27 protein-coding genes are annotated in these 25033 nt (G+C 50.0%); 21 read left to right on the top strand and 6 right to left on the bottom strand.

The features are described from left to right. The first annotated feature begins 58 nt into the window (after positions 1 to 58). From FTE24_RS14690 to FTE24_RS14660, 7 genes are all read left to right on the top strand, one after another. A complete protein-coding gene (locus tag FTE24_RS14690) occupies positions 59 to 901 on the top strand; it encodes an AraC family transcriptional regulator (RefSeq protein WP_150233854.1) in 843 nt (280 codons plus the stop codon). Between the two features lie 212 nt (positions 902 to 1113). After that, positions 1114 to 2262 (top strand): cation:proton antiporter, encoded by a 1149-nt coding sequence (locus tag FTE24_RS14685; RefSeq protein ID WP_150233852.1) that lies wholly within the window; start codon positions 1114 to 1116, stop codon positions 2260 to 2262. Between the two features lie 151 nt (positions 2263 to 2413). After that, positions 2414 to 3406 (top strand): LacI family DNA-binding transcriptional regulator, encoded by a 993-nt coding sequence (locus FTE24_RS14680; protein WP_150233849.1) that lies wholly within the window; start codon positions 2414 to 2416, stop codon positions 3404 to 3406. A 228-nt stretch (positions 3407 to 3634) separates the two neighbouring features. Beyond that, positions 3635 to 4348 (top strand): DUF1868 domain-containing protein, encoded by a 714-nt coding sequence (locus FTE24_RS14675; protein ID WP_160441779.1) that lies wholly within the window; start codon positions 3635 to 3637, stop codon positions 4346 to 4348. 4 nt (positions 4349 to 4352) lie between these two features. Continuing rightward, a complete protein-coding gene (locus FTE24_RS14670; protein ID WP_160441778.1) occupies positions 4353 to 5615 on the top strand; it encodes an ABC transporter substrate-binding protein in 1263 nt (420 codons plus the stop codon). 87 nt (positions 5616 to 5702) lie between these two features. Then, the gene (locus FTE24_RS14665; protein ID WP_150233843.1) at positions 5703 to 6575 is read left to right on the top strand and encodes a carbohydrate ABC transporter permease; all 873 of its coding nucleotides are present in this window, start codon (positions 5703 to 5705) and stop codon (positions 6573 to 6575) included. Next, on the top strand, positions 6572 to 7384 hold the full coding sequence (locus FTE24_RS14660; RefSeq protein WP_150233841.1) for a carbohydrate ABC transporter permease: 813 nt from the start codon (positions 6572 to 6574) through the stop codon (positions 7382 to 7384). The genes FTE24_RS14665 and FTE24_RS14660 overlap by 4 nt, the downstream gene beginning before the upstream one ends. Positions 7385 to 7438: 54 nt before the next feature. On the opposite strand, the gene FTE24_RS14655 is transcribed toward FTE24_RS14660, so the two are convergent. Both FTE24_RS14655 and FTE24_RS14650 read right to left on the bottom strand, forming a co-directional pair. Beyond that, positions 7439 to 8719 carry an MFS transporter gene (locus tag FTE24_RS14655; RefSeq protein WP_150233839.1) on the bottom strand — a complete coding sequence of 427 codons (1281 nt, stop codon included), beginning with the start codon at positions 8717 to 8719 and terminating at the stop codon, positions 7439 to 7441. A 671-nt stretch (positions 8720 to 9390) separates the two neighbouring features. Further along, positions 9391 to 9864: a hypothetical protein gene (locus FTE24_RS14650; protein ID WP_150233835.1), complete on the bottom strand. Its 474-nt coding sequence runs from the start codon at positions 9862 to 9864 to the stop codon at positions 9391 to 9393. Between the two features lie 665 nt (positions 9865 to 10529). Between FTE24_RS14650 and FTE24_RS23615 the strand changes: the two genes are divergently transcribed. The 3 genes from FTE24_RS23615 to FTE24_RS14635 all read left to right on the top strand — a co-directional run bounded on the left by FTE24_RS23615 (position 10530) and on the right by FTE24_RS14635 (position 11648). After that, positions 10530 to 10790, top strand: a complete 261-nt coding sequence (locus FTE24_RS23615; protein ID WP_415663204.1) for a M23 family metallopeptidase — start codon at positions 10530 to 10532, stop codon at positions 10788 to 10790. A gap of 1 nt (position 10791) precedes the next feature. Then, positions 10792 to 10944: a hypothetical protein gene (locus FTE24_RS14640; protein ID WP_160441777.1), complete on the top strand. Its 153-nt coding sequence runs from the start codon at positions 10792 to 10794 to the stop codon at positions 10942 to 10944. Between the two features lie 548 nt (positions 10945 to 11492). Then, the gene (locus tag FTE24_RS14635; RefSeq protein WP_160441776.1) at positions 11493 to 11648 is read left to right on the top strand and encodes a hypothetical protein; all 156 of its coding nucleotides are present in this window, start codon (positions 11493 to 11495) and stop codon (positions 11646 to 11648) included. 150 nt (positions 11649 to 11798) lie between these two features. Here FTE24_RS14635 and FTE24_RS14630 read toward each other — a convergent pair whose 3' ends face one another. Further along, on the bottom strand, positions 11799 to 12017 hold the full coding sequence (locus FTE24_RS14630) for a hypothetical protein (protein WP_150233834.1): 219 nt from the start codon (positions 12015 to 12017) through the stop codon (positions 11799 to 11801). Between the two features lie 527 nt (positions 12018 to 12544). Here FTE24_RS14630 and FTE24_RS14625 point away from each other — a divergent pair. Continuing rightward, positions 12545 to 12994, top strand: coding sequence for a hypothetical protein (locus tag FTE24_RS14625; RefSeq protein ID WP_150233832.1), 450 nt, complete (start codon positions 12545 to 12547; stop codon positions 12992 to 12994). A gap of 225 nt (positions 12995 to 13219) precedes the next feature. Next, positions 13220 to 13561: an MMPL family transporter gene (locus FTE24_RS14620; RefSeq protein ID WP_237401770.1), complete on the top strand. Its 342-nt coding sequence runs from the start codon at positions 13220 to 13222 to the stop codon at positions 13559 to 13561. 138 nt (positions 13562 to 13699) lie between these two features. Here FTE24_RS14620 and FTE24_RS14615 read toward each other — a convergent pair whose 3' ends face one another. After that, positions 13700 to 14893 (bottom strand): alpha/beta hydrolase family protein, encoded by a 1194-nt coding sequence (locus FTE24_RS14615; RefSeq protein ID WP_150233830.1) that lies wholly within the window; start codon positions 14891 to 14893, stop codon positions 13700 to 13702. A gap of 141 nt (positions 14894 to 15034) precedes the next feature. On the opposite strand from FTE24_RS14615, the gene FTE24_RS14610 reads away from it, so the two are divergent. From FTE24_RS14610 to FTE24_RS14600, 3 genes are all read left to right on the top strand, one after another. Continuing rightward, complete coding sequence (locus FTE24_RS14610; protein WP_150233828.1) at positions 15035 to 15484, top strand: MarR family transcriptional regulator; 450 nt, start codon at positions 15035 to 15037, stop codon at positions 15482 to 15484. Between the two features lie 261 nt (positions 15485 to 15745). Next, entirely contained in the window at positions 15746 to 16075 is a 330-nt protein-coding gene (locus FTE24_RS14605; RefSeq protein WP_150233826.1) for a hypothetical protein, read from the top strand. 129 nt (positions 16076 to 16204) lie between these two features. Next, positions 16205 to 16534, top strand: a complete 330-nt coding sequence (locus FTE24_RS14600) for an iron-sulfur cluster biosynthesis family protein (protein WP_150233825.1) — start codon at positions 16205 to 16207, stop codon at positions 16532 to 16534. A gap of 114 nt (positions 16535 to 16648) precedes the next feature. On the opposite strand, the gene FTE24_RS14595 is transcribed toward FTE24_RS14600, so the two are convergent. Beyond that, a complete protein-coding gene (locus tag FTE24_RS14595; RefSeq protein ID WP_170315006.1) occupies positions 16649 to 16828 on the bottom strand; it encodes a hypothetical protein in 180 nt (59 codons plus the stop codon). A 136-nt stretch (positions 16829 to 16964) separates the two neighbouring features. Here FTE24_RS14595 and FTE24_RS14590 point away from each other — a divergent pair, with 136 nt between their 5' ends. Together FTE24_RS14590 and FTE24_RS14585 are read left to right on the top strand one after the other, a co-directional pair. Then, positions 16965 to 17306, top strand: a complete 342-nt coding sequence (locus FTE24_RS14590) for a hypothetical protein (protein ID WP_150233823.1) — start codon at positions 16965 to 16967, stop codon at positions 17304 to 17306. Positions 17307 to 17786: 480 nt separating this feature from the next. Beyond that, on the top strand, positions 17787 to 18389 hold the full coding sequence (locus tag FTE24_RS14585) for a lysozyme (RefSeq protein ID WP_150233819.1): 603 nt from the start codon (positions 17787 to 17789) through the stop codon (positions 18387 to 18389). Between the two features lie 54 nt (positions 18390 to 18443). On the opposite strand, the gene FTE24_RS14580 is transcribed toward FTE24_RS14585, so the two are convergent. Beyond that, positions 18444 to 19040: a hypothetical protein gene (locus tag FTE24_RS14580; RefSeq protein ID WP_150233817.1), complete on the bottom strand. Its 597-nt coding sequence runs from the start codon at positions 19038 to 19040 to the stop codon at positions 18444 to 18446. Between the two features lie 203 nt (positions 19041 to 19243). On the opposite strand from FTE24_RS14580, the gene FTE24_RS14575 reads away from it, so the two are divergent. The 4 genes from FTE24_RS14575 (at position 19244) to FTE24_RS14560 (ending at position 24377) form a co-directional block, all read left to right on the top strand. Continuing rightward, positions 19244 to 19801 (top strand): hypothetical protein, encoded by a 558-nt coding sequence (locus FTE24_RS14575; RefSeq protein ID WP_150233815.1) that lies wholly within the window; start codon positions 19244 to 19246, stop codon positions 19799 to 19801. 167 nt (positions 19802 to 19968) lie between these two features. Beyond that, positions 19969 to 22239, top strand: a complete 2271-nt coding sequence (locus FTE24_RS14570; protein WP_150233812.1) for an AraC family transcriptional regulator — start codon at positions 19969 to 19971, stop codon at positions 22237 to 22239. 311 nt (positions 22240 to 22550) lie between these two features. Beyond that, the gene (locus FTE24_RS14565) at positions 22551 to 23447 is read left to right on the top strand and encodes an ABC transporter permease (RefSeq protein ID WP_237401769.1); all 897 of its coding nucleotides are present in this window, start codon (positions 22551 to 22553) and stop codon (positions 23445 to 23447) included. A 33-nt stretch (positions 23448 to 23480) separates the two neighbouring features. Next, positions 23481 to 24377 carry a carbohydrate ABC transporter permease gene (locus FTE24_RS14560; RefSeq protein WP_150233808.1) on the top strand — a complete coding sequence of 299 codons (897 nt, stop codon included), beginning with the start codon at positions 23481 to 23483 and terminating at the stop codon, positions 24375 to 24377. The last annotated feature ends 656 nt before the right edge of the window (positions 24378 to 25033 follow it).

Genomic DNA, 25033 nt, shown 5'->3' with positions numbered 1-25033 from the left:
GGAAATCTCAAATAATTAATCCGGCATCACGATATTAAGATGAAGGAGCGTCTCTCTTATGTCCCGTCCCAGACCCGTGTTCCCCGTCTTGTCCGCCCGGGACAAGCGCCTGCCCGTGTACCTGCTCGGCATCGGCCTGCAGCATGAACAAGAACCGGTTTTTCGCGATCCGGGCATCCGGGATTACCAATGGATTCAATGCCGCCGCGGCACGGGCAGGTTCAAGCTGGGCACAGCCGAACACCTGATCCAGCCGGGCATGGGCATGCTGCTGTTTCCCGGGCAAAAACACGAATATCGTGCCGTATCCGGGCAGTGGGAAGTCGACTGGATCATCTTCGACGGCAGCGGCGCGGCGAATCTGTTCGACACGGTCGGTATCGTCGGGACGTCCGTCTACACGGTTGATGCGCCCGATTCCCTGTCGGAGCGAATGCGCGAACTGCTGCGGGCCGCCGCGGCGCCGCAGGAACAAACGCTCCGCAATTTCGCTTGTTCCGCGGTGCTCTATACGTTGTTGACCGAGATTCTGCAGTGCGTGTCCGTCGAAGGCAAAGAGACGGTCGGGCAGCAGTATGCGCGGTTGAAGCCGGCTCTGGACTATATCGAGCGGCATTACGGTGAAGCGATCCCTTTACAGGCGCTTGCCGAAGAGATCGGCGTAACGCCGGAATATTTCTGCCATCTGTTCAAGAAGACGACCGGCGTCCGGCCCATGAGCTACGTCAACCAGGTCAGGGTGAACAAAAGCAAAGAGCTGCTGCTCGACATCCCGCAGCTTGGCATGGAAGAGATCGCGCGGCGGGTCGGATTCGAATCGAGCAGCTATTACGGAGCGCTGTTCAAGAAGCTGGAACGCATCACGCCCGGCGCTTTCCGGCAGAGCGGCGGAAAGCCTTGATCCGGGGCGTGGAGCGCGGCAAATGATACCTTCTGGTTTGCGTTCTGAAGGTTTTTTGTTAAAAGTCGTATCCCCGGATGTCCGAGCCTTTTTCGAAGGAAACAAGCGATCCCAGACTGTTTAAAATCGGTATTTTTCGTCGATCTTTTTTGTGCTAAGGTATGGATGTCGATTCGAATCGGACGCATTCACAAGCATAAGGAGATCGATCCATGACATTTATTTTGTATCTGGTTCTTATTTTGGCGGGAACGAAATTGGCGGGGCATGTATCGGTCCGATTGGGCCAGCCTGCCGTATTGGGCGAACTGTTGATCGGGATCGTCTTGGGTCCGGCACTGCTCGGGTGGATCCATCAGGGTTCGTTTATCGAGTATATGGCCGAGATCGGCGTCCTGCTTCTCATGTTCATGGCCGGGCTGGAAACGGATCTGGACCAGTTGAAAAAGAATTGGAAGCCGGCCCTTGCCGTTGCGCTGGGCGGGATCCTGTTTCCGTTGATCGGTGGATACGGGGTAGGTGAATTGTTCGGATTTTCCATAGCGCAGTCGCTTTTCCTCGGCGTTCTGTTTAGTGCCACTTCGGTAAGCATTACGGTTCAGGTGTTAAAAGAAATGGACAAGCTGGATTCGCGCGAAGCGACGACGATTTTGGGCGCAGCCGTCGTGGATGACGTCTTGGTCGTCGTGCTGCTTGCCGTGCTGACGAGCTTTTTGGGTACGGGCGATACGGGCAGTGTATCGATCGGCCTGCTGCTGATCAAAAAAGTAATCTTCTTCGCTGCCGTGTTCCTCGTCGGCTGGCTCGCGGTGCCGCGCGTCCTAGCATGGACATCAAAATTCCGGGTCATGGAACCGGTGCTTACGATCGCTTTGGTGTTCTGTTTTGCTTTTGCTTACTTTGGAGAAAAGATGGGGATCGCAGGGATCATCGGCGCTTTTGCCGCAGGTCTGGCCGTGTCCCAAACGACGTTCAAGCATCAGGTCGAATCCAAGGTGGAACCTGTGGCCTACTCGATCTTTGTGCCCGTATTTTTTGTCAGTATCGGATTGAACGTGTCTTTTCAGGGCGTCGGCAGCCAGCTTCCGCTGCTTATCGCGCTGACGGCGATGGCCGTCGTGACAAAGCTGCTCGGAGGAGCGGTCGGAGCCGCCGCGACCGGCTTCGGAAGAAGATCGGCACTGGCCGTCGGAGCCGGCATGGTGTCGCGCGGCGAAGTGGCCCTGATCATCGCGGCGACCGGACTCGCTTCCGACCTGCTGCTGCCCGGGTTCTTCACCACGGTAATCATTGCGGTCATTCTGACGACCCTGATCGCGCCTCCGCTGCTCAAGCTCTTTTTCAGGACAGCGGCACCCTAAGGCAACATTCGTCGGGTATGCTGTTACGGATGACGCCAAGCGCAGACGACTTGCGCTTGGCGTTTTCCCCGCCCCGCGTTGATAACGGTATCAACCTTGCCTATACTCGGAAAATGCGCAGATATATGAGGGAAAAAGGAGCTGCATCTCGTTGAAATATACGATAAGGGATATTTCCAGATTATCCGGCGTGTCGATCAAAACGGTCTCCAGAGTCATCAACAACGAACCGAACGTCAAGCCGGCTACCCGCGACAAGGTGCTCAAAGTCATTGCCGACACCCGCTACAAGCCGAATTTGTACGCGCAGAACCTGAATACGAAGACGCACAAAACCTTGCTGATCTCGGTGCGCAAAAATCGCGATCAGAATACGACCAAATGGCTGGATATCCTGTTCTCTTATCTAACGAGCGTATCCGCCCAGAACCGGTATACGATTCTGCACGAAGTCATTTACGACGACAACGATCTGAAAAACTCCATTCTTGAAACGTCAAGCGGCTATGTGGATGCGGTCGTGTTGTTATACATCGAGGAGAACGACAAACGGGTCCAACTTGCGCTGGACAACCAAATTCCGTTCGTATCGGTCGAGAAGCACGAACAGGCCGCTTTTTCCGTATCCAACAATAACCGCAAAGGCATGCTGGACGCGGCCGACTATTTGTTCGGACGGGGCCTGACGCGGATCTGCCTGCTGCTTGGCGCCGACATGGCGGTCAATCGGGAGCGGGCGAACGCGATGGTCGAAGCGTATCGGATACACGGCATTTCGCCCGATTTGTTGGAAGTGGTGTATCATATGAACGAGTTTGAGAAAATAAAGCGGTTCGTCGATTGGAAAATCGAGCAAAACCTGCTGCCGGAAGTGTTTTTCGTATCGGGGGACGAGAAAGTGGTGGCCGTATACCATTCGATATACAGTCATGGCTTGACCATTCCGGGCGACGTCTCGGTTATCGGGTTCGACAATATTCCGATTTCGAATTATTATTATCCTCCTCTAACCACGGTCGGACAGGACTTTGAAGAGCTGGCGAGACAAATCGTACAGACCGTAGACAAAATCATCGACGGCGACACCGATCTGGTATCGGTCGAAGTCGATCCGCAGCTCGTCATTCGGCAAAGCGTGAAATAACCCGACAGCTATCGCTCCGATAGCGTCCCGCTTGTTAAGTGGCTAATTTCACTAATAAGAAAATATTACATAAATCTTGATCGTAATTTATAAAAGAGCGTTACAGTGAACCTATCCTACGAAGGAGGAGCTAAGCAGTGCTTATTTCCGTGTGATGACACCGGTGTCATTCTAACATGCAATGACCGAGGAAAAAGCCCAATTCGATCAAGCGAGGTGCATAGGAAAGTGGACAACCCTTATCCGACTTACGCGGCGGAGAACCGCAAGTTCAATGCAGACGGAAGCCGTAACGACTTCCCGGGCAGCACGATCGTATGCGATTTAACCCGAAATGCGACCGTCATGCAGCAAATTGCCCACGTTCAAGCGACGTTCCGCCGGCTGCCTTTCGCAGCACGGTTCGCGCTTCTGCCGCCGGAATCGGTGCATATGACCGTGTTCGAACTGCTGTGCGATCATAATCGGGAACAAGCGCTTTGGTCCCGGCATCTGAGCACGCAGGCTTCGCTCGAAGACACCGACGTTTTCTTTGCCGACAGATGGCAGGAAATCGACGTACCGGAATCGTTCGCCATGACGGTGGACGGCTTCGATGCGTGCCGCATCTGGCTTCGGCCGGCCGACCCGGCGACCGCCGAGCGGCTGCGGCAGTTCAGGGACCGCCTTGCGGAAGTGACCGGCGTGAAGTTCCCGAACCATGACCGTTATCGGTTTCATATTACGTTTGCTTATGTGGTGCAGCCGTTGACGCCCGAGGAAGAACGTCACATCGGCGAGCTGTGCGAGCAGCTGACGATCGATGCGGCGAACCCGCCGATCGTTGTGCATACCGGACCCGCGATTTATACGATTTTCAGGGACGTGTCGAGATATGTACCGTTTACGCCGGAAGCCAGAGCCCTGCTGGAAGCCGGGCGTCCCATATTCGAGGAGGAATAAGCTTATGAAAAAGAGGATCGGCGCCGGCTTGACGGCCATGATGATTCTGCTGGCCGGATGTTCCGGAAATTCGGCGCGGCAGGCAGGAAGTTCGGACGATTCGCAGCAGGTCACGCTTGAATTCATGTCTAACCTCGGACAGCATTCGTTAACCGAATTGCAGAAGATCGCTGAGGGCTTCGAGCGGGAGAATCCCGGTATCGCGGTCGACATTTCGAGTCAGGGCGCGGATTTTGAAGCTCTGATGAAAGCCAAGATGGCTTCGGGCGATCTGCCGGATCTGTGGACGACGCACGGATGGTCCGTGGAACGGTACGGCGATTTGTTGACGCCGCTCAATGATCGTCCCTGGTTCGGCGGGATCAAAGAGACGTTCAAGCCGATCATCGCGAACGATAAAGGCCAGGTCTATGTCCTGCCGATGACGATTGCTCAAGACGGGATGATGACCAACAAAACGGTGCTGGAAAAATCGGGCGTCGATATCGACAAAATCGAGACGTGGACAAGTTTTCTGGACGCATGCGAGAAGATCAAAAGCAGCGGATTTACGCCGATCGGCATGTGGGGCAAAGATCCCCGGTCGTTTGCCAGTTTTCTGAACAATCTATCCATGCCTTTGTATATTACGAGCCCTTCGCATGATGACAGCCGCGCCTTGAAAGAGGGCACGTTCGATTGGCAGAAATGGACCTTGATCTCCGGGATGTTGACCGAGTTAAAAGCAAAAGGGTATTTGAACGAAGACGTCCTGACCGCGACCGAAGAAAGCGTCGATCAAGCGATAGCGAAAAACGAAGTCGCGTTCAAATTCAGGGGCGGTATCAAATCGATTCTGGAGTTCAATCCGGAAGCCGACCTGGGTATCGCCCCCCTGCCCGCCTATTATTCGGACGACCGGCCGTTTTTCGTGGGCGGAGAAGGAACGGCGATCGGCGTCTGGAAAGATTCCGCACACCGGGAGCAGGCGATCCGGTTTATCGATTATCTGGCCAAGCCGGACAACGTCAAGCAGCTTGCAGAAGCCGAAGTCAACGTGGCGGGATTCACCGGTGTGAACAGCGATATGGGAATGCTGACGGATGATCTGAACAAATATGCGAAAGTGCCGATCAACGGCTACTTCGATCGGTCTTATTTGCCCGGAGGCATGTGGAGCATTATGCAGCAGGTCGGCTCCGGTCTCGTATCGGGTCAGATGACGCCGGATGACGCCGTGCAGACGATGCGAAGCAATGCTCTCCGGTTGAAAAGCCAGAACGACTGACTGCGCACCAGAGCTTGCGGACAGACACGGCAGATTGCTGCCCTGTCCGTCAGGCTCTCACTTTAAAAAGTCGGGAAGTGAATGCCGTTGCGAGTTAAAAATTGGGACATGTATCTGATGCTGCTGCCGGCCGCGCTGCTGATCGCCGTCTTTCATCTTTTTCCGTTTGTGAACGGAATGCGCATCTCGCTCACGAACTGGGACGGGTTTTCCCCGGATTTCGACTTTGTCGGCTTCGCCAACTTCAGGGAGATCGGGGCGGACCCCATTTTCCTGATCGCTTTGAAAAATATGCTGATCTACGGCGTAGCCTGCTCGTTGATCCAAAATGTGCTGGGGCTTGCCTACGCTTTGTTCGTGAATCAATCGTTCCGTCTTAACCATGCGGTCCGGTTGTTCGTGTATCTGCCGTCGATCATAGCGGGCATCATCATGGGCTACATGATGTACGGGATGTTTCAATACAACGACGGCGCCATCAATGAGCTGCTGGGTCTGTTCGGCTTGGAACGGACAGACTGGCTGGGCAGCGGCAATCGGGCCGTTTTTATCATTGCGGGTTCGTTTGCCCTGCAAAATATCGGCGTCACCCTGCTGATTTATCTGGCCGGATTGCAGGGAATCCCGCATTCGCTGCGCGAAGCGGCCCTTATGGAAGGCGCGGGCAGGTGGCAGATGTTCCGGCGTATCACGCTTCCTCTGCTGGTTCCGGCCATGACGACAACGTTTATTATCGACACGATCGGCGGATTGAAAATGTTCGACATGATCGTCACCCTGACCAATGGCGGACCCGGCAACGCCACCTACTCTTTGGGTTTTCTGGTCAATCATCTGTACTTCTGGAATCAAAATGCCGGACAAGCCTCGGCAGTCGGTTTTGTACTCGTGCTGATCATTTTTGCGGTCGCCTATTTGCTCAGAGCCTATTTCAGAAGCAAGGAAGTGGAGTATTTATGAGAAAAGAGAAGCTTTTTTTAAACGTCACGGGCTTGTTGATTATCGCTTTTCATCTGATCCCGATCTATCTGTCGATCGTGGCTTCGTTCAAAGCCAAAAGCGATCTCAGCATCAAATGGGCTTTGCCGCAGGGCATCCATTGGGACAATTACGTGATGGCGCTGCAAGACGGAGCTTTCTACGCCGTGCTGATGAATACGCTCCTCGTTACGTTCTGCACGGTCGCTTTGACGCTTGCGGTCGGTTCTCTGACGGGTTACGTGCTCGCCCGGCTTCAGAACCGCATCACGAATACCGCCGCCCTGATCTTTATCGGCGTGATGATGGTTCCGAGCGTGACGCTGATCGTACCGCTGTACAAAACGATGCTTCAGCTCGGAGCGATCAATACGTATTGGGGCATTATCGTCTTGTCGACGGCTTTCCATTTGCCCTTGTGCATTTTCATGTATACGAATTTTATCAAAACGATCCCCAAAGAATTGGACGAAGCCGCCCAAATCGACGGCTGCCGCAGCTTTTCTATCTTTTATAAAATGATTCTACCCCTGCTCGGTCCCGTAACGGCCAGCATGGCGATCATCACGTCTATTGCCACCTATAACGAATATCTGTTTCCGCTGTATTTTTTGCAAAAATCGGAGATGCGCATGATCACTACGTATATTACGACTTTTTTTAGCGAAAATTCTTATCCGAACGCCGCTTCCGCTGTCGCCATGCTCGGAGCGCTTCCGCCGATGATCCTCTTTATCGTTTTCCAGAAACATTTTGTCTCGGGCGCTTTGAGCGGCCTGACCAAGTCGTGACACCCGGAGCTTTCGTTGGAAAAACAAAACGCCCTGAGCAGGGCGTTTTGTCGTTTAGCGTATCGATTTCGGACGCAGGCCGAGCAAAAGCGGAAGCAGCACCAACGCCACCAATCCTCCGGCATAAGAAAGCGCCGCATAGCTGGAATAGGCGACGACGACTCCCGACAGGATGCCGCCGGAAGCGCCGGCCAGAGCGATCAGGACGTCTACGGACCCCTGGACTTTGGCCCGGTTGGTGGTAGTCGTCGCGTCCACGACCATCGCCGTTCCGCTGATCAACCCGAAATTCCATCCCAATCCCAGCAGCGAGAGCGCCACGATCAGCAGCACCATCGAATCGGCGGGCGCCAGCGCAGCGGTAATCCCGGCCAGCAGCAGCGTGACGCCGGATGCCGCGGCCATCGCGGTCCGGCCGATTTTGTCCACCAGCATTCCCGTGATCAGGGAAGGCAGATACATGGCCCCGATATGAAATCCGATCACGAGGCCGACTTCGGCCAGTCCGTGACTGTGGTGCCGCATATGTACGGGAGTCATCGTCATGATCGCGACCATGACGATCTGGGTCAGGATCATGACCCAGGCGCCGATCGTCACGCCTCTGCGGCTGCCTTGAGCGGCGGCAGGCGGGGTGCCCGCCTGCGGTACGTGCCGGAGTGCCGCCGCTTTGGCGACGAGCAGCGGATCGGGCCGAAGAAAGAGCAGCAGCGTGGCTCCGGCCAGCAGGTAAGCGGCGGCCGCAAGCACAAAAGGCCCGGCCAGGCGCGGAATCTGCATGGATACCGCGACGTCGCCCATCACCCCGACCAGATTGGGACCGGCCACCGCCCCGATCGTCGTAAAGACCATCGCCATGCTGGCCGCCGTGGCTCTTTGCCTGGGTTCGGCGAGATCCGTACCGGCGTAACGCGCCTGAAGATTGGAAGCCGTTCCGGCGCCGTAGACCAGCAGCGACACCAACAGCAGCGCCGGGCTGATCATGACGGCGGCCAGCACGATGCCGATCGCGCCGAGGCCTCCCGCCACGAATCCGAGTCCCAGTCCGAGGCGCCGCCCGTGCTTTTGCGAGAAGCGCCCGATCCCAAAAGCCGCCGCCGCCGAGCCCAGCGTGAACAGAGCCGTCGGAACGCCCGTGAAGTTGTCCGTGCCGAGCATGTCCTGGGCCAACAGCGCCCCTACGGTGACCCCGGCCGCGAGCCCGGCCCCGCCGAAGATTTGCGAGAAAATGACCGTAACCAGCGTCCGGCGGTACAGCTCTCGCTGCTTCTCCTGGGACTGGGCGTAGCTATCGATTAACGCTTGCTGGTTGGGTAAAGCTTTTGTCGGGTTCATAGAGATCGGTCCTTTTCGTCTGCCTTGGATTTTCTTCTATCGTATATGAAAAGGCGTAACGGGTGAAGGACAAATCGATCTCCGGACGGCTGCCGGTGATCTTAAAGCGGAGTTTCAATGATTCGACGGTTCCCCGCAGTGAGAAACAGCAGCTTTCAATTCATTGAAATGTTCCGTATGTTCCCTGATGTCATCCAGTTCGGCCAGCTGCGCATCAGAAAGGTTCATTTGGTATAATGCTAATGAAGGGGTGAAGTTTGATGAACAAAAATTTACGACCTTTAGCGTTTCTTCTTATTATTTTGCCTATTGCTGCCGCTTTGTATTTAACCTTTAATAGCGAATTTTTTATTTCAGGAGGATACCAGTTGGCGTTGGATGGATACGTGATCTCCCGAACTCTTATCGTGATTTTTAGTTTTTATTTAGTGACTAAGCTCGGGTATTATATTTTGACGAATCATAAAAAGGATTAGTGCTGCAAACATCCATAACCATAAAACTTGTGCAACCCGCACTATAAACAAGCTTAAAAGAACGGCTCAAACACGAGCCGTTTTTTTGTTTTTAACTGCATGACTGGGGACTGAATTTGGCTTTAATCTGCTGACCTGAAGTGTCTGGGAAAGTGTACGATTACAAATGGACGTCTATTTGTGAAGGTTTTAGACTCATTCCATAAGTTGAAGCAAGTCCTGGACAGAATTTGGCGCCACTGTGTAAGTAATCCCTGTATCGTTTACGTTCGCTAACATACCCTGCTTATCCTCAGCATTGATCCAGTAATGAAATGAAACAGATGTATTATTGTTCAGAGAAATAACACAATCATAATCGGGAATTCTTGTATCCGCCCTACCCTGCTGCTGGCTTGCCGTCGACAAAGATTGAACGATAACAGAAAATTCTTCGTCATTGGATAGTTTTTTTAGTAACACACTACCTATGAAGCCGTGCCTCTCTGACTTGAAAATATTGATTTCAGTTATTTGTTGCTTTTGTATTTCTTCAACAATTTGTTTAAGAGTCATTTTAGAATCAGCTCTTACTGGAGGTGGAGGTGCTCCTTCAGTATTTCGGTCGGAACATGCGGTGAAAACAAAAATACACCCGATGATCACAATTGTTCGAAACATTATTCTCAATAGTAAGACCTCTTTTCATCAAGATAGCATTCTAGCCTTCATATTCTACATGACTATAAGAAACAACAATATCCGTTGGTTTGTTTCTTGTGTTTCTATGATCGAGAATAACAAACATTCCAGGAAGAGACGCTACAAGCGGAGGAACGCCGCGGCACGCTGACAGCCATGAAAACCGTCGTTACGGGAGTGGAGCTGCTGCCGCTGAAGGAAGGAAGCAGTGAACAGCGGTGGATTTGGTTGGGGACCGGGCAGTATATCCAATTTTGGCGAATCCGATATTCCGGCGCAGTTCTTGCCGATCTATCAGGCTGCCGCTGAAAAATACGGTAAGCCATAGAAGACGCGATTTTCTCGGCGGCCCACTATTTAGGCAAGAGCGGCGCATCGAGCAGAAATATCGAGGGCGCGGTACACAATTACAACCGAGATCCGGCGTATGTCGCGGAAGTCATGAAGTAGGCGACGATGTACGTGGAGCAAGGCTATAACGTAATCGAGGTTCCGCAAGCCGGCCAGAATGGGTTTGTACGTCCGATCAGCGGAGCCGTAACGTCGAACTTCGGCATGCGGACGCATCCGATTAACGGCAAACAAAAACTGCATGCCGCGTCGATTTTGGCTGTTCGAGCGGGGAGCCGGTTCCGGCTTCTAAAGCGGGCAAGGTGATCTTCAGCGCCTGGCAAAATGCCAGCAATCCAAAAGCCGGCTATGGGCAGTATATCCGGATTGACCACGGCGGCGGGTACGTTACGACGTACGGCCATTTGTCCAGGCTAATTGCGGGCGTGGGCGATACCGTACAAGCCGGCAGCGTGATTGGAGAATGCAGATCTACAGGCGGAAGTAAGGGACCGCACTTGCACTTTGAAATCATCATCAACGGCAATCCGGTTGATCCGCTGCCGTTCGTTGGAGGGAAATAATATGTATTCGGGATACCGCTATGAAGCTGATGGACGTTATCACGTTGCCGATCCGATCGGATCGGCCGAAGAGATTATGGCGTATTTGAAAGTCCAGAAACGAAAGCATCCTCAAGTCTGGATTACCAATGGCGAGGATCATATCATCGCCTAAACGAAAAACGGCCATATTATTTTTCCGGAATATGTAGCCGTGGCCGATATACGGGATGAACTGCTGAAAGATCCGGATTACGATCCTGAAAAGCTTATAAGCGAGCTGGTCGGATCCCACATTGTATATGAGAGTTACCTGCCAACAGATAAAGAAGACGCGGTGCATCTGCTGTAAAGCTTGTACAGTCCGTACATTCAGCACTATAAGCAAGTTTAAAAGAACGGCTCAAATACGAGCCGTTCTTTTTTGGGCTGCGTGAAGTTTGGCGAAGCGGCTGGGATCCGGCCAACAGATCGGCAGTGGAAGGCACGACGTACTAAAGAGAATAAATCAAATTCTTCTACATATGATGTATAAGCTTCAAAAATGAAGATTCAGCTTGGAAGTGAAAACCCTGAAATCATGTATCGGCATTTTATTCTATGTTGAACATGAACAAAGGATAGAGAATTGCTTTGTTGGCTGCGGTGACTACGTCGTTCATGTTGGGTCGAGCCGCGGTCAACCTATATTGGATCTGAAGAAAGGGGAAGGAGGGAAATAAGATGAATCGACTACAAGTGTTTATTCGTAAATGTAATGACGCGATTAAAGACATTGGACGGTGGACAAAAGGGTTTCTGGAAAGTAAAGAAGGCCGCTATACCGTTTCGGCTGTATTGCTCATGGTACTGAAGTTTGCACTAACCGGCACGCTGTAATGAACTAAATGCAAAAAGAGAACCAGCCTTACTGGTTCTCTTTTGTATTCAAAAAAGAATGATTTTGTTTAATAGAAGTGGAAATTATGACTCCAGCAAAGACTGAATTTGCAATTTTAAATTTATTCATTTAAGAACACTCCAGTCAACTTATTTTTTTTTGGAAATATCAAAAACATCAAATTTAATAACATGATCAAACAAAAAGGTGATGGTTAGGGCTCCCAGAGGAATCATGGCATAATACCAATAAGGATTATTCGGAGCTTCTCCAGGGGGGGCCTGAATTAGAAATATGAACAAACCAATACAATAAATTGAACCTATCAAGATACCAGTTTTGTTCCTTTTTCTTTTTTTATGAGACATAATCGTTTTCCTCCTCTCTTCAAAATTTTGCTCGGACGTATTCAAATTCAAATTCCTTTCTATTTAATCCTTATTGTTAAGATCGCAAAAAACTAAACATTCGTTACGTTAAATTCAATATTATTTTAAATTTAAATTTTACTTACTTACTTACTTATCGGCTCCTCACCATTACATGTCCTTGAATTTATTCACCTGATTTGTATCGTTTTAAAAGAACGTCTACAAGGGAGAATTTCTTGAGATTTTGCGCATTTTAATTTGATAGATCGGGTTGTGTTTGTTATTCGAATTGTCAAAGACAAGTTACTGTGAAGATCCAATTAAAATTAAAAAAGTTATATTGCAGTTATGGTTTTATCTTTTCTAGCAGTATCTACTTTTTCACAAAAGGCTAATGCAGACCACTACCCAGGAGGACCTACTACGGGTCAAAGAGTCGCCTACTATAGTGATTCTATTACTAATTATGGGTACAATTCGTTATTTAAGAAGCCAGCTATATTGGTTTTGACAATGTAGATGCTTTGGAAAAAGTTGCGGATGTGATCGTTGTAGGAACGCCTCTTCTTCCATTTGAGGAACGTGAGCATAAGGCTACCTATTATGATGATAACGTAATTCAAGATTTTTATACTTTAACTGATTTCAAATTGGAACAGGTTATTAAAGATCCTGATCAAGCGGTTCAGGATGGAAAAATCAAATTTGTTGAACCGATATCTATTATCACCAGCAAAGACGGAGAGAAAATAATTCGCTCAATTGCAGATTATCAAGATGTTCAAGAGGGAGAGAAGTATTTGGTTTTCTTAAAGGATAATATCTTAGGTCAATATGGCGTGATCAATATGAACAACGGCACATTTGATTTGAATGAAAATGTAGAGAATTCATTTAATGCTTTGGAAATTGAAGGAGATCCGGTACATGAGAAAATGAAGCAAGAAGCTTTGGCCAAATATGATCTAGATTGATCCACTCGAAACACATATTTATTAAAGGGTCCCTATAAATGGGGCCTTTTTTGTTACAAGTGAAGCAATCTTAGGTAGAACGGCGCTTTCCCATGTGCTTAAAAGCATGGGTTTACGAACAGCGGAAAATACACCTAAAAAGTGTTCGTAAATGTGGCAAAATGACTTTGTTGATGTAAACCGATGTAAGAGGGACTTTGCGAACACTGAAGGGAGGGAAAGCCGTTGATTATCGGATATTGCCGCGTATCGACCAAAGAACAGAATCCGGAGCGACAACGTTTGAAGTTTGTGCAGCTGGGGATTCCGGAACGCTTGGTTTCGGTATTCGCCGGCTTCATGCTGGCCGAGGATCCCATGATCAAAGTGATGGGCTTCGCGCTTACGTTCGGCATCTTCTTCGACGCTTTCGTCGTACGTCTGTTCATCGTTCCCGGTGTTATGGCCCTGCTCGGCAAATCGGCCTGGTACCTGCCGAAATGGCTGGATCGTCTGCTTCCAAACTTGGACGTAGAAGGTGAGGAAGTGATGAGAATCGTAGAAGCGAAACTTGAAAAAGCAAGCTGATCGGGCTGCAAGAACCGGAGAATACCGATCCCGATCAGTGAACGTCGAAAATCAAAAAACAGGAAGAGAATCGGCTTGCCGGTTCTCTTCTTATTTGGTCTAGATCCGCACGTATTATCCGTACGGCCGTCTTCTTCTTTAATTTTGTGATTCGAGAGGAGGAGCCGACAAAGCTTTTTTACTGCGCACTCGCACGCCCTCAAATTTCAGACCATCCAAATGAGCATGTTCGTTTTGCTTCAGATACCGCTCGAAAAAGGCCAGGTGATACAGCGAAAGCACGTCGCGCAGCAGTATTTGATCACGCTTGCCCAGCAGCTTCAGCAATTTAAGCTGGCCGGCATAGAAAATCATATCGGTAAAATCCATATGCTGCGAGTCTTCGACGATAATCAGATAAGCATCATTTGAATTCGCAAGAAAATTGGGCCGTGCCAGCAGGTCCATCAATTCGCTGCCGAGAATCATGAACGGTTTTTGCAAGTCCTGATCCCAATAATCTCCGTATGTCGGTGCATCGATATTGATTCCGCATACGAACCGTGGGTCGTCGAGACAGACCTGGCTAGCCGTACAGCCTCCGTAGGAGTGCCCCGTAATGCCAATGCCGTGTTCCAAATCTAATTTTCCTGCAAAAAGGGAATCCGACGATAGCTCATTTAACTGCTCCAACATATCGGCGATAAAGATATTGTCATCAGCCCAGATTCGGATATGCTTCCAAACTTTAGACGATTGGACATCTCCGAAAAAGTCGGCCGCAGCAGGGCGGATCTGTTCATCACTGTACGTTTGTTTTTTCATGCTTTTGAATTTGGGCTGAATACGACGCATCGTTTGCTTGAAGTCGCTGCCGATCGCTTCGCTGGCCATAACAATCCGGCCGTCGGAATACTTGAGCGCGCTGGCTTCGTACGGATGACCGACGGAAACGACGATATAGCCACGGCTGGCCAGGTCGCAGCAGAGCACGACGTTTTGCATCATGTGACTGGAATAACCGTGGTTGAAAAAAACGACCGGATAACATTTTAATTTCTCGGATAACGACAAATCTCGATAAGCGTGAATGCGCATAAATTGATTTTTGGCGGATACGAGTCCTTTGCTCGCTTTTTTAAATGCCTCTGCCTCTTCCTTAAATGAATAGAACGAACGTTCCCGGCCCTGCGTATCGTCGGATGGATAAAAGATCAGAATAGGAATTTCTCTTGATTCGTTGGGCGCAAACTCGAAAACTCCCTGGCGTGACGAGTCGGTGAAAGACATTTCGGCCAAGCCGACTGTATATTCGCCCAGCGGTTTGGGGAACTCTTTATTTTTCCGGAACATTGCAATTCCTCCGTTTATATACGTATAATTAAATAGGTTTACAACCTAATTGATTTAAGTATAGGTTACTCCTTTTAGAAATACAAACTTTCTTTCTCATTTGAAGGACTCAACGAAAATAAGATAGCGGAGGCAAGAATAGTGGAAGAAAATCAAGGGGCGAACGTAGATCGGTTGGTCGAGCAGTTCTCCAACATGGCCAAAATGAGCTGGAACAAAAAAACGATCTGGGGGCTGAAAGCGAGCGAAGTACGTGCACTGCTGGCGATTCGACAAGAAGGGGGGAAGGGGCGACAGGCAACGGTATCCGAGATCAGCCGAGTGCTGAAGGTGACTTCGCCGACGGTAACCCAAATGATTAACAACCTGATCAAACAAGGATACGTCGTTCGCGACAAGCATCCAAATGATCAACGGATATCGATTTTGACGTTGACACGGCCAGGGGAAGAATGCGCGGATGAAGCAAACCGAACATATACGGCATTGTTTCGAGGATTGATGGACCATTTAGGGGATGAAGAAAGCGACCGACTGATTGAGCTTCTTGAGCAGGTATTTGATTATTTGGAGAAGCATGATTTGGAATAGAAAACTTGAGCATTCAAAGACCCAAGTGGGTAGGGCTTACGCTAGCCGCTACTCCGCGCCATCAATAAAGCCCGTCGCTTTACGCAGCCACGTAGCGAAAGTCGAAAATCAAAAAAACAGAAAGAGAACCGGAAAACCGGTTCTCTTTCTGTTTTTTGATTCGGTGTGTAGCCTACCTAGGCTACAAAAAGTGACTTCGCCGGAAGTGCCCGTTTTATTAAAGATGGTCTCAAAGTTTTGAAAAAGTATGGTGGTTTTGAAATGATGAAAATTATGTATGAGGTTAGAATGCTCGAATGTATTCGTAATCCAATGATTACAACAGAAGAATTGAAGGCGCTTCAGTATAGTGTATATCTTTTTGAATATTGTACAGGTGGCAATTTGGATGAAATGGTACGCTTTTCGAGGATTCTAATAGAGTTCGAGGCATCGCAAGAAGGATCCATATTCTATTCTACTGAAGAAGTACTGGTCAAATTGAGACGAGTACAAGAGTTCCTTAGAAGTAAAGATTACGAGCACGTTGCTGTCGATCGTGAGGAATTTGAAAATTACAAAAAAGAACATCGGAAACAAAGTGATCTTTAACATAAAAATATTAGGGATGAGTAGATTATTGGAACGAATTTAAACTTTAGATAGCAAATAGAATCGTCGCGACGATAGATAGTCCTAACCTATCCAAAACGGGTAAAGTAACAGCAGGAGGGATGTATTATGCGCATTCAAATGGACGAATATACGACAGGCAAACTTCAGGAAAAGCTCGGCGGACGTCCCGGCAGTCTCCGGCTCATCTACGATACGATCAACTGCGGCTGTAACGGCATCGTGACGATCCAGATCGCGGACAAGCCGTGGGACACGGACGTGAAGGTCGAAGCGGAAGACTTCGAAGTCTGGACCGACCGCCAGCAGGAGCAGCAGTTCGATCCGGTCATGAAGCTTGAAGCGGATCGCGGCTACCCGTCGTTCAAGCTGTCCAGCGACGGATCGGTGTTCAGCCGGGATCTGCGGATTACGGATCTGCGGGTTCAGCCGGTTTGAGTGAAAAGAGACAGGACGCATTCCCGGTTCAGTTTTAGTACTCAAAAGAAAAAGCCCTTGTTTAAAAACAGGGAAAAAGCCGCCTCCAATGTTTTTGGAAAGCGGCTTTTTCTTTTAACTTAATGTTGAGTCATCTTTTTTTTCTCGGATAGAAATTGTGAGTTCATGCAATGACTTATCTAATTTCTCGAATTTTTCTTCGAAGTTTTTCAATACATATCTTAATAACATAAGACTCAATGCAACAGGAAATCCTACATTTGTTACAGCCGATAACATTTCTTCTATAGTCATTTGAATCCCTCCTTGTAAACAAAGAAAATTTTAGAGGATAAAAACAACCTGAAAAAACAAACGAACGTTCCTTATTAGGTTGTAAAATCTCCCATAAATACTCCATAGTATATATAGACGAAGAAGGAGGAATAATATGCCATCTAATTTGGTAATTGAAGAGTATCGAAAAAAGTTAAGGCAAGCAGCTTGGCGGCTGCAGTACCATGAAAGAAAACGGTTGAGAAATGAACTTGTTTTTGACTATATTCAAAAAGAAACACATGGGGTTGATCCTACAAACCTCATTGAAGAAATGGGTTTACATGAAGCTATTCAACTCATTCCGTACCCGCAGGGCAGAGCCATCATTTATGAACTCTTTGTAAATGATAAAACGGAAAAGGAACTAGCTAAAGAAATGCAGGTGACTCAACAGGCGGTGAGCAAGTGGAAGAGAAAGTCCCTGAAATATCTTTGTCAGACACTGAGTTCTTAATCTTGCTTCAGCGAGTTAAACACCATGATCAAGAAGCTACTTTAGAAATCATTGAAGCATTCGATGGGGAGATTAAACGTTTAGCAAAGTATATGCGCCTTAATCAGGAGGAAGCGGTACAAACTTTAATTACAGAGCTAATAGCCATCCTTCAATCTGAATGATCATTAAATATAGAAAGGCAGCGGCTTAATTGAGCAGCTGCCTTTATTGTTTATCTTTCTAAAAACTTTAACTTGCTCGTGTCACTATTTTGAATATATATAAAAGCTTCTTTTGCAAAATGTCTTTCGGATTTTGCCCATATTATTATATTTTAAAAGTTTATTTCTAGGCGATTAATGGTGGGTTGTAATAAGTGATTCCTCTCTCCTTTATAGATGAGAAGGCAATACGGCATTACAGAGCACTTGGGAATGGGGCTCTGTCTATGATTCCCCCTATTGTTTTTCTACAACTATAAGATCGGGAGTGACTATTATGGCAAATCAATCTTTGGGTACAAGTGGAACGGCCCTTATCAAATCGCATGAGGGATTTTCTTTGAAGTTTTACGCAGATCCTTCTGGGTATCCAACAGTTGGTTGGGGACATTTGATTACAAGCAATAAAACGTATAGCAGAAACAAAACCGGGAATCCCAATGACTCTCTTCTGACACAAGCACAAGCAAATGCGTTGACTCACTCGTTGAATCTGAATTATACGTCTCCTATTTCTCGAACGCAGGCCAATACGTTTTTTGCCAAGGATACAGCAATTGCAGTAGCTGCAGTCAATAACTTGGAATTGCCTGCAGGCTGTAAGTTTTCGCAATCTCAGTTTGATGCGTTAGTCTCGCTTGCGTTTAATGGCGGTACCGACGTGTTGAGAAGCAAGGATGTGCAAGCGATGCTGGCCCACAAGCAGATCTATCCTACTTTTTCGGGTCCGATGTCCCCAACGGAAATCACAACTTGTTCGAAGCTGGTCAGCAAAGCCTTCTCCTATGATCGAAATCTTCAACGCAGACGAAATGAAGAAGCGGCTTTGTTCTGTAAGAATGCGCGGTATACGCATCAATATCCCGTATACACCCTGTAATTTAATCACTCTACAGTACAAAAAAAGGGTCAGCCATTGGGCTGACCCTTTTACTTAGTTAACCTTTTTCAGCTCAAAAATAGTGGCTTCCGCTACTAAGATAAGTCTGTCGTTATTAATAATAAAAAAACCTAAACTTACAGGTATGTGCATTTTCGTTGAAGGATCAGATATAGTTATTACTTTTATCTTATCATTCATATTCCAGTTTGGAATATCAATCTTATATGCTCGAAAAAAAGAGTCTGCGTCCTCAAAGTTATCCATAAGTCTGTATAAGGGGTCTTTTAGTTCGTATTGATAATCTTTTTCGTTTTTAAGTCCTTCTGATGAGAAATAGTCTTTTTCAATTACAAGTTGATCTCCGATGAACTTTTGACCGGTAGGATATTTAGAAGCATCATTATAGGAATTTGCAAACCCTAACAATTTCTCAACCTTCCAAGTTCCGTAGAAATATTTTTCGGTTTCACTGTCCAGTGTGATGATTTTTGGATCAACGTCCTCTGACGTCTCTGTTGATGCAGGAATTTCTTTTGTGTCAGACTTGGCTGCAGGGGAAGTGGGCGGGTTCGATTTCGTTTCAGTATGTTCACAAGCTGTTGTTAATATTGACATGACCATCATACAAGTTAATAATATTTTTCTCATCTACTACCCTCCTGGTTTATATTTTTGATAGTATGAGTTTCTAGAAGTTGCTTCTGTTAAAAATTGGTTCGTTATATAACTATTAAAGAATATCATCCGAAAGGACTTCAATTCATCACATTTTCAGTTACAATATTGATAATAATTTGGATGTAATTTTTTTCTATGTAATTAGTTCACTAAATCATAAGGGAATGATTTTGATGAAGAAAAAGTATTTATTTGGACTATTTTTAGTAGTTATAGTCTTGATCGCAGTGTTCAGTTTTATGAACAGGAGGGATTCGAAAACGGAAGAATTGAGCTCAGATTTGCAAAAGAGCTTAAACGAATACGAAATTGAACAAGGAATTAAAATTTTACAACGAACAGTAGTCACGGAAAGAGAACCTTACGTTTTAGTCTTCTATGAAGACGATCATTCTTCGGAATTTGGTATGATCGAGTGGAGAAAAGACGGCTTCTCGCAGGAAGCCGAGAGTGTTTCTATATTAAACTCGGCAAACCGCTTGATCGAAAAGTATGATTTGACGGATGATCCAATTTTCTTGTATTCATTACCAGAAAATTCGAATGAAGAAGCCTATTTTTTGAAAGTGGAAAATGAGAGCGGTAAGATGATTAAAAAATTTAAAGTTGATCTTGCCAAAGACCGACGTACGCCTACCGGCGCCGTGTCGGTCTTTTTGCGAGTGTATTTTATCGACCCTTGTACTCTTTCGGCCGAATTCAGAGATGATCTTGACGTAAATCTTTCTTAGATCTGCAAAAAGCGCAATAAAACGAATAAACAAAGAATCATTCCGTGGACAAACCAGACCCCGATAAATTAATATATGAAGGAGTCATTAATAAATTTAATTTTGTAAGCGTTACCAAATAGTTAATTAAGTGTTCGTTTTCGTCAAAAAAGATCGGAGGGGTTATCTTGAAACGTTTCCCGATGACGCTGCAGCTGGCCTGCATTTTGTTCATCGTCATGGTCATTCCGGCCAGCATTCTCACGTGGTACAGCGGCGAGCAGAGCCTGCGGAGTTCGCAGCGCGAAGTGGCGGAATCGTCGCTCGCCGAGCTTGTCGCCAGCCGCCGGCTGAACGAGAGCGCGCTGAACAGCCTGTCGCAGGATACGGTCCGCCTGTCCGCCACGGGCACGTTCGACCGGATTCGTGCGTTCCCGACGTACGACGCGCTGAGCGCGGATTACGGCAATATCAGCCGCGCGATGGCGGTAATGCGCGAGCTGACCAATTTGAACCGGCGGGCGGAAGGGGTGTATTCGTCCTTTTTCTATCTGGAAGATTCGGATTACGTCGTCTCGACAGACCGCAGCATTACCCGGCTGAGCCGGTACGAGCCGCTCGATTGGATCGAACAGGCGCTCAAGGACCAGCAGGGCATCGGCGGCGTCTGGTATCCGCGCACGCTGGCGTCGGGCGTTCCGGTCGTCTCGTACGTGCTGCCGCTCAGCCGGCTGTCGACGACAACGCGGGGCACGATCGTCGTCAATTTGCGTGAAAGCCAGCTGGAAAATTATTTGTCGTCGTCGAACGCAGCGAATACGGATTACGCCCTGATCGACGCGGCAGGGACGGTCGTCTCGCACGGAGACAAAAGCCGGCTGCTGACGGACGCTTCCGGGCTGCCTTTTTACGGCGAGCTGGCGGGCGAAGCGGCCCGGGAAGGCTACGCCTTTCGGCAGACGGCCGGCGGCGAACGGGTACTGTACGCCTGGACGCAGTCGGAGCCGTTCGGCTGGACGCATCTGAGCACGTATTCCGTGCAGGAGATGCTCACCCGGACGCACGCCCAGCAGCGGGGCATTATCCTGCTGACCGTCGTCGTGATCTTCGTCGGCACGTTCGCCACGCTGTTTCTCGCCGCCTGGCTGTCGAGGCCCGCGCGCGAACTGGTGCGGAAGTTCAATCTGCGCGGCTATCTGGACATTCCCGGGCAGAACGAGTTCGCGTTTTTGGACACCGCTTTTCGCCGGATGCAGGGCGAGGAATCGAAGCTGCACGAGCTGCTGCGCGAACGCGAGCGCGACACGCGCAGCCTGACCGTCCAGCGCCTGCTGCGGGGCGAAGCGCACGGTCCGCTCGGCGATCTTTTCCCGTATCCGCATTTTCTCGTGGCTTCGATCTCGATCGACGGCTACCGGGGCTACGTGAGCAAGCATAACTCGGAGACGCGCAGCTACCATCGGCATCTGCTGTCTACCGCCTGCGACGGTCTGTTCGAACAAGGTCCGGCCGCCTACTTTTTGTACCGGGGCGACGGGTATTTCGCGCTGGTCGTGAACGACCGGGCGGAACAAGGCGAAGAGCGTCATGCCGAACTTCATGCGAGACTCGAACAAGTGCAGCGGCAGGCGTCGGAGCTGCTCGGCCATACGGTCACGATCGGCGTGAGCCGTTGGGCGGAAGGCTCGGCGCGCGTGCCGGATCTGGCCGCCGAAGCGCTCGAAGCGCTCAAGCGGCGCATGATTGCCGGCAGCGAAGGGATACACTACGGCTGCGCGCAGGGACGGCCGGACCCGAAATACATGTATCCCGAGTGCAGCGAACGCCGCATCCTCAATTTTCTGGACGAAGGGGACGCAGGCCGGGTGCAGGGAGAGCTGGAGCGGATCGCGCAAGAGATTCGGGCGGCCGAGTACGTCTCGCACGACAACATTTTGTTCATCTACAACCAGCTGGTCGGCGTGACGATCAAGCATTTGCAGGAAAACGGCAGCCAGGCGGCCCGGATGGTCGCCGGACGCGGCAGCGTATATTCGACGATCGCGTCGTTTGATACGCTGGACGATCTGCAGGCTTACGTCCGCGGGTTCTATGGAGACATTCTGTCGGCGCAAAAAAGGCCCGAAGCGGACACCGGCTCGCACGGCGAACGGATCGCCGAATATTTGCGGGCGCACTGCTGCGAAGAAGTCGTGTTCGAGGACATGGCCCGGGAGATCGGCATCAGCTATTCGTACATGCGCAAGATCGTATACGAAGCGACCGGCGCCAGCCTGATCGACTCGCTCAACAAGCTGCGGATCGAAAAAGCGAAGCCGCTGCTGCTCGAAGGCGAACGGACGATTACGGAGATTGCGGCGGCGGTCGGATACGAGAACGCGCGCAGCTTCAACCGCTTTTTCCAAAAGTTCGAAGGGTTGTCGCCGAGCGCGTACAAACTCAAAAACCGCGTATCGTGAAGAGTGAAGCCGGAGCGGGGGGGTGAGCCTTTTTTTACCCGGAAATCTTGTGATTGCCCGCTGCCATTTTTGATCCCGACGTCCGAAAATGATCCTGAATCGCCTACAATTCCTTGCAGCGGCGCGGCTTGGATCAAAAATGGCACCCATCGTCAACACTCGTCGTTTACCGATCCGGAAGACGGACGCTATGATAGGCACATCACCGGTGACGGATGGTAAAAAGTGAGACGGGAGGTGAAAAGATGAAGGGAATCAGCGTAACCAAAACGCAAAATGAAACCGCTTCACTTAAAAAGGACCGATACGGGATGATGTACTATCTCCGCCGCGATTGGCAGCTGTACATACTCCTCATTCTTCCGCTGGCTTTGGTGCTTCTCTTCAAATACACGCCGCTTGCGGGCCTCGTTCTGGCGTTCAAGGATTACAAAATCGCCAAAGGGTTCTGGGGCAGCGAGTGGGTGGGCATGGAGGTGTTCCAGGAATTGTTCGCCAAGCCCGATTTTGCCCGGGCGGTGCGCAACACGCTGCTGCTGAACATTATGGACCTGATCTTCAGCTTCACGGTTCCGATCTTCCTGGCGCTGCTGCTGCACGAAGTCAAAAACGTGCTGTTCAAGCGGGTCAACCAGACGCTGCTGTATCTGCCGCACTTTCTGTCCTGGGTCATCGTGGGCGCAATGGCGTACCAACTGCTCGGCGAAGGCAACGGCATGATCAACAACCTGATCGTGACGCTCGGCGGAGACCGGATTCCGTTCCTGCAGGACGACATGAACTGGCTGATCAGCTATCTCGCGATCGGCATCTGGCAGAGCATGGGCTGGGGCACGATCATCTATCTGGCCGCCATGAGCAGCATCAACCCGGAAATGTACGAAGCGGCGACCGTCGACGGCGCGAACCGCTGGCGCAAGATGTGGAACATCACGCTGCCTTCGATCCGGCCGACGATCGTGACCCTGCTCATTATGAGCCTGGGCGGCGTTATGGGCGGTTCGTTCGAACGGATCTACGCCCTGCTGAACCGGGCCACGACCGAATTCACGACCACGATTCCGGTACTCGTCTACCGCTGGGGAATCGAGGGCGGAGACATCAGCCGGGCCACCGCCTTGGGACTGTTCCAGGCGCTGATCGGACTGGTACTCGTACTGACGGCCGACCGGGTCGCCAAGAAAATGGGCGAAGACGGACTGCTGTAATCCGCCTTCCCTTTCGAAGAAAGGAGCCACACGATGAAAGCCGCAAATACCGTTCCGGTCGGCAGCAAGAAGCGTTTCGACGTCTGGGGATTCGTCATCCATGCCGCCTTAGTCATCATTTCCCTGATCTGCCTGCTGCCTTACATGCATATCGTCGCCAAGTCGTTCAGCGAAGACGCGTACGTCATCGCCAACAAAGTGTTTCTGTTTCCCAAAGGCTTCTCGCTTGAGGCATACGCCAAAATTTTTGCGGACGCCAGCATTTTGCGCTCGCTGTACGTGTCCGTTCTCGTCACCGTCATGTTTACGATTCTCGGGATGATCGTGACGGTGTGCGCGGCGTATCCGCTGTCGCGCAGACAGCTCAAAGGCCGCTCGACGCTGACGTTCATCTTCCTGTTCACGATGTATTTCAGCGGCGGCATCATCCCGGAATACATGCTGATCAACAACCTGAACATGCTCGATACGATCTGGTCGCTCGTGCTGCCGCTATCGTTCAGCGCGTTCAATCTCTTGATCATGAAGACGACGTTCACCCACAGCGTGCCGGTCAGTCTGGAAGAATCGGCGCGGATCGACGGAGCCGGCCACTTCCGGATTCTATGGAGCATCGTGCTGCCGCTGTCCAAGCCGATTCTGGCGACGCTGTCGCTGTTCTACGCGGTCGGCCGCTGGAATGCGTATCAGGACGCGCTGTTCTACATCAAGCACAATATCGACCTGCGTCCGCTCCAGTTGAAGCTGTATTACCTGATCGTGCAGGCGACCGAAAGCTTCCAGCTGGAGGCGACCGAAGTGACGCTGAGCAATCCCGAAGTCATGAAAGCGGCGGTGGTCGTGTTCGCGACGATTCCGATCATCTGCATCTATCCATTCGTGCAGAAGTATTTCGTGCAGGGCACGATGCTGGGCGCGGTGAAAGAGTAGGTCGTATTTTCCGCAAAAAAGAGTCGTAAGGGTGCAGGGCGAGTATGTGCTGCGACAAAATAAGGGGGTCTATGTATGAGTCGGAAGAAAAGAAAAGCTTCGCTGTTCGTGACCGGTCTTGCGCTTGCCGGACTGTTGGCCGGATGCGGCGGCGGAGGAGGCAAGGAAGCGGCCAGTTCGCCGGCGGCGACGCCGGCCGAAGGGTTCGCGGATTATTCGGGCGGTTTCCCGGAAAAGGTCAGCCTCGACATTCCGGTGTACGAGCGCGCTTTCGAAGGCTGGAACGTGACGGACAACTTCTATACCCGGTGGATTCAAAAAGAATTCGGCGACAAATATAATGTAAGCGTTAACTTCGTTCCGATTACCCGCAGCAGCGAAGTAACGGATTTCGAACAGCTGCTCGCTTCGCACAAAGCGCCGGACGTGATTTTCCACTACGACATGCCGCAGGCGCTCGCTTATTACGGCGAAGAAGTGCTGCAGGAACTGAACTACGAAGAAGTGAAAAATTACGCGCCGACCTATTGGGCCAATATGGGCGAGACGATCGAGCAGTACGGCATCATCGACGAGAAAAACACGTTTGTGTTCGCTTCCCGGCCGAATGCCGACAACTTTACGAGCATCATTCGCAAAGACTGGGTCGAAGAAGT

This window comes from Saccharibacillus sp. WB 17, from assembly GCF_008634075.2.
GTDB lineage: Bacteria > Bacillota > Bacilli > Paenibacillales > Paenibacillaceae > Saccharibacillus > Saccharibacillus brassicae.
Note: the sequence above shows the minus strand (reverse complement) of the source record. Positions and strands in the feature narration are given on the sequence as shown.

Excerpts from the sequence above, each read along its gene's own strand:
- FTE24_RS14690 (WP_150233854.1), top strand. The coding sequence starts at position 59 with ATGTCCCGTCCCAGACCCGTGTTCCCCGTCTTGTCCGCCCGGGACAAG.
- FTE24_RS14685 (WP_150233852.1), top strand. The coding sequence starts at position 1,114 with ATGACATTTATTTTGTATCTGGTTCTTATTTTGGCGGGAACGAAATTG.
- FTE24_RS14670 (WP_160441778.1), top strand. The coding sequence starts at position 4,353 with ATGAAAAAGAGGATCGGCGCCGGCTTGACGGCCATGATGATTCTGCTG.
- FTE24_RS14660 (WP_150233841.1), top strand. The coding sequence starts at position 6,572 with ATGAGAAAAGAGAAGCTTTTTTTAAACGTCACGGGCTTGTTGATTATC.
- FTE24_RS14655 (WP_150233839.1), bottom strand. The coding sequence starts at position 8,719 with ATGAACCCGACAAAAGCTTTACCCAACCAGCAAGCGTTAATCGATAGC.
- FTE24_RS14640 (WP_160441777.1), top strand. The coding sequence starts at position 10,792 with ATGTATTCGGGATACCGCTATGAAGCTGATGGACGTTATCACGTTGCC.
- FTE24_RS14635 (WP_160441776.1), top strand. The coding sequence starts at position 11,493 with ATGAATCGACTACAAGTGTTTATTCGTAAATGTAATGACGCGATTAAA.
- FTE24_RS14630 (WP_150233834.1), bottom strand. The coding sequence starts at position 12,017 with ATGTCTCATAAAAAAAGAAAAAGGAACAAAACTGGTATCTTGATAGGT.
- FTE24_RS14615 (WP_150233830.1), bottom strand. The coding sequence starts at position 14,893 with ATGTTCCGGAAAAATAAAGAGTTCCCCAAACCGCTGGGCGAATATACA.
- FTE24_RS14605 (WP_150233826.1), top strand. The coding sequence starts at position 15,746 with ATGATGAAAATTATGTATGAGGTTAGAATGCTCGAATGTATTCGTAAT.
- FTE24_RS14600 (WP_150233825.1), top strand. The coding sequence starts at position 16,205 with ATGCGCATTCAAATGGACGAATATACGACAGGCAAACTTCAGGAAAAG.
- FTE24_RS14595 (WP_170315006.1), bottom strand. The coding sequence starts at position 16,828 with ATGACTATAGAAGAAATGTTATCGGCTGTAACAAATGTAGGATTTCCT.
- FTE24_RS14590 (WP_150233823.1), top strand. The coding sequence starts at position 16,965 with ATGCCATCTAATTTGGTAATTGAAGAGTATCGAAAAAAGTTAAGGCAA.
- FTE24_RS14585 (WP_150233819.1), top strand. The coding sequence starts at position 17,787 with ATGGCAAATCAATCTTTGGGTACAAGTGGAACGGCCCTTATCAAATCG.
- FTE24_RS14580 (WP_150233817.1), bottom strand. The coding sequence starts at position 19,040 with ATGAGAAAAATATTATTAACTTGTATGATGGTCATGTCAATATTAACA.
- FTE24_RS14575 (WP_150233815.1), top strand. The coding sequence starts at position 19,244 with ATGAAGAAAAAGTATTTATTTGGACTATTTTTAGTAGTTATAGTCTTG.
- FTE24_RS14565 (WP_237401769.1), top strand. The coding sequence starts at position 22,551 with ATGATGTACTATCTCCGCCGCGATTGGCAGCTGTACATACTCCTCATT.
- FTE24_RS14560 (WP_150233808.1), top strand. The coding sequence starts at position 23,481 with ATGAAAGCCGCAAATACCGTTCCGGTCGGCAGCAAGAAGCGTTTCGAC.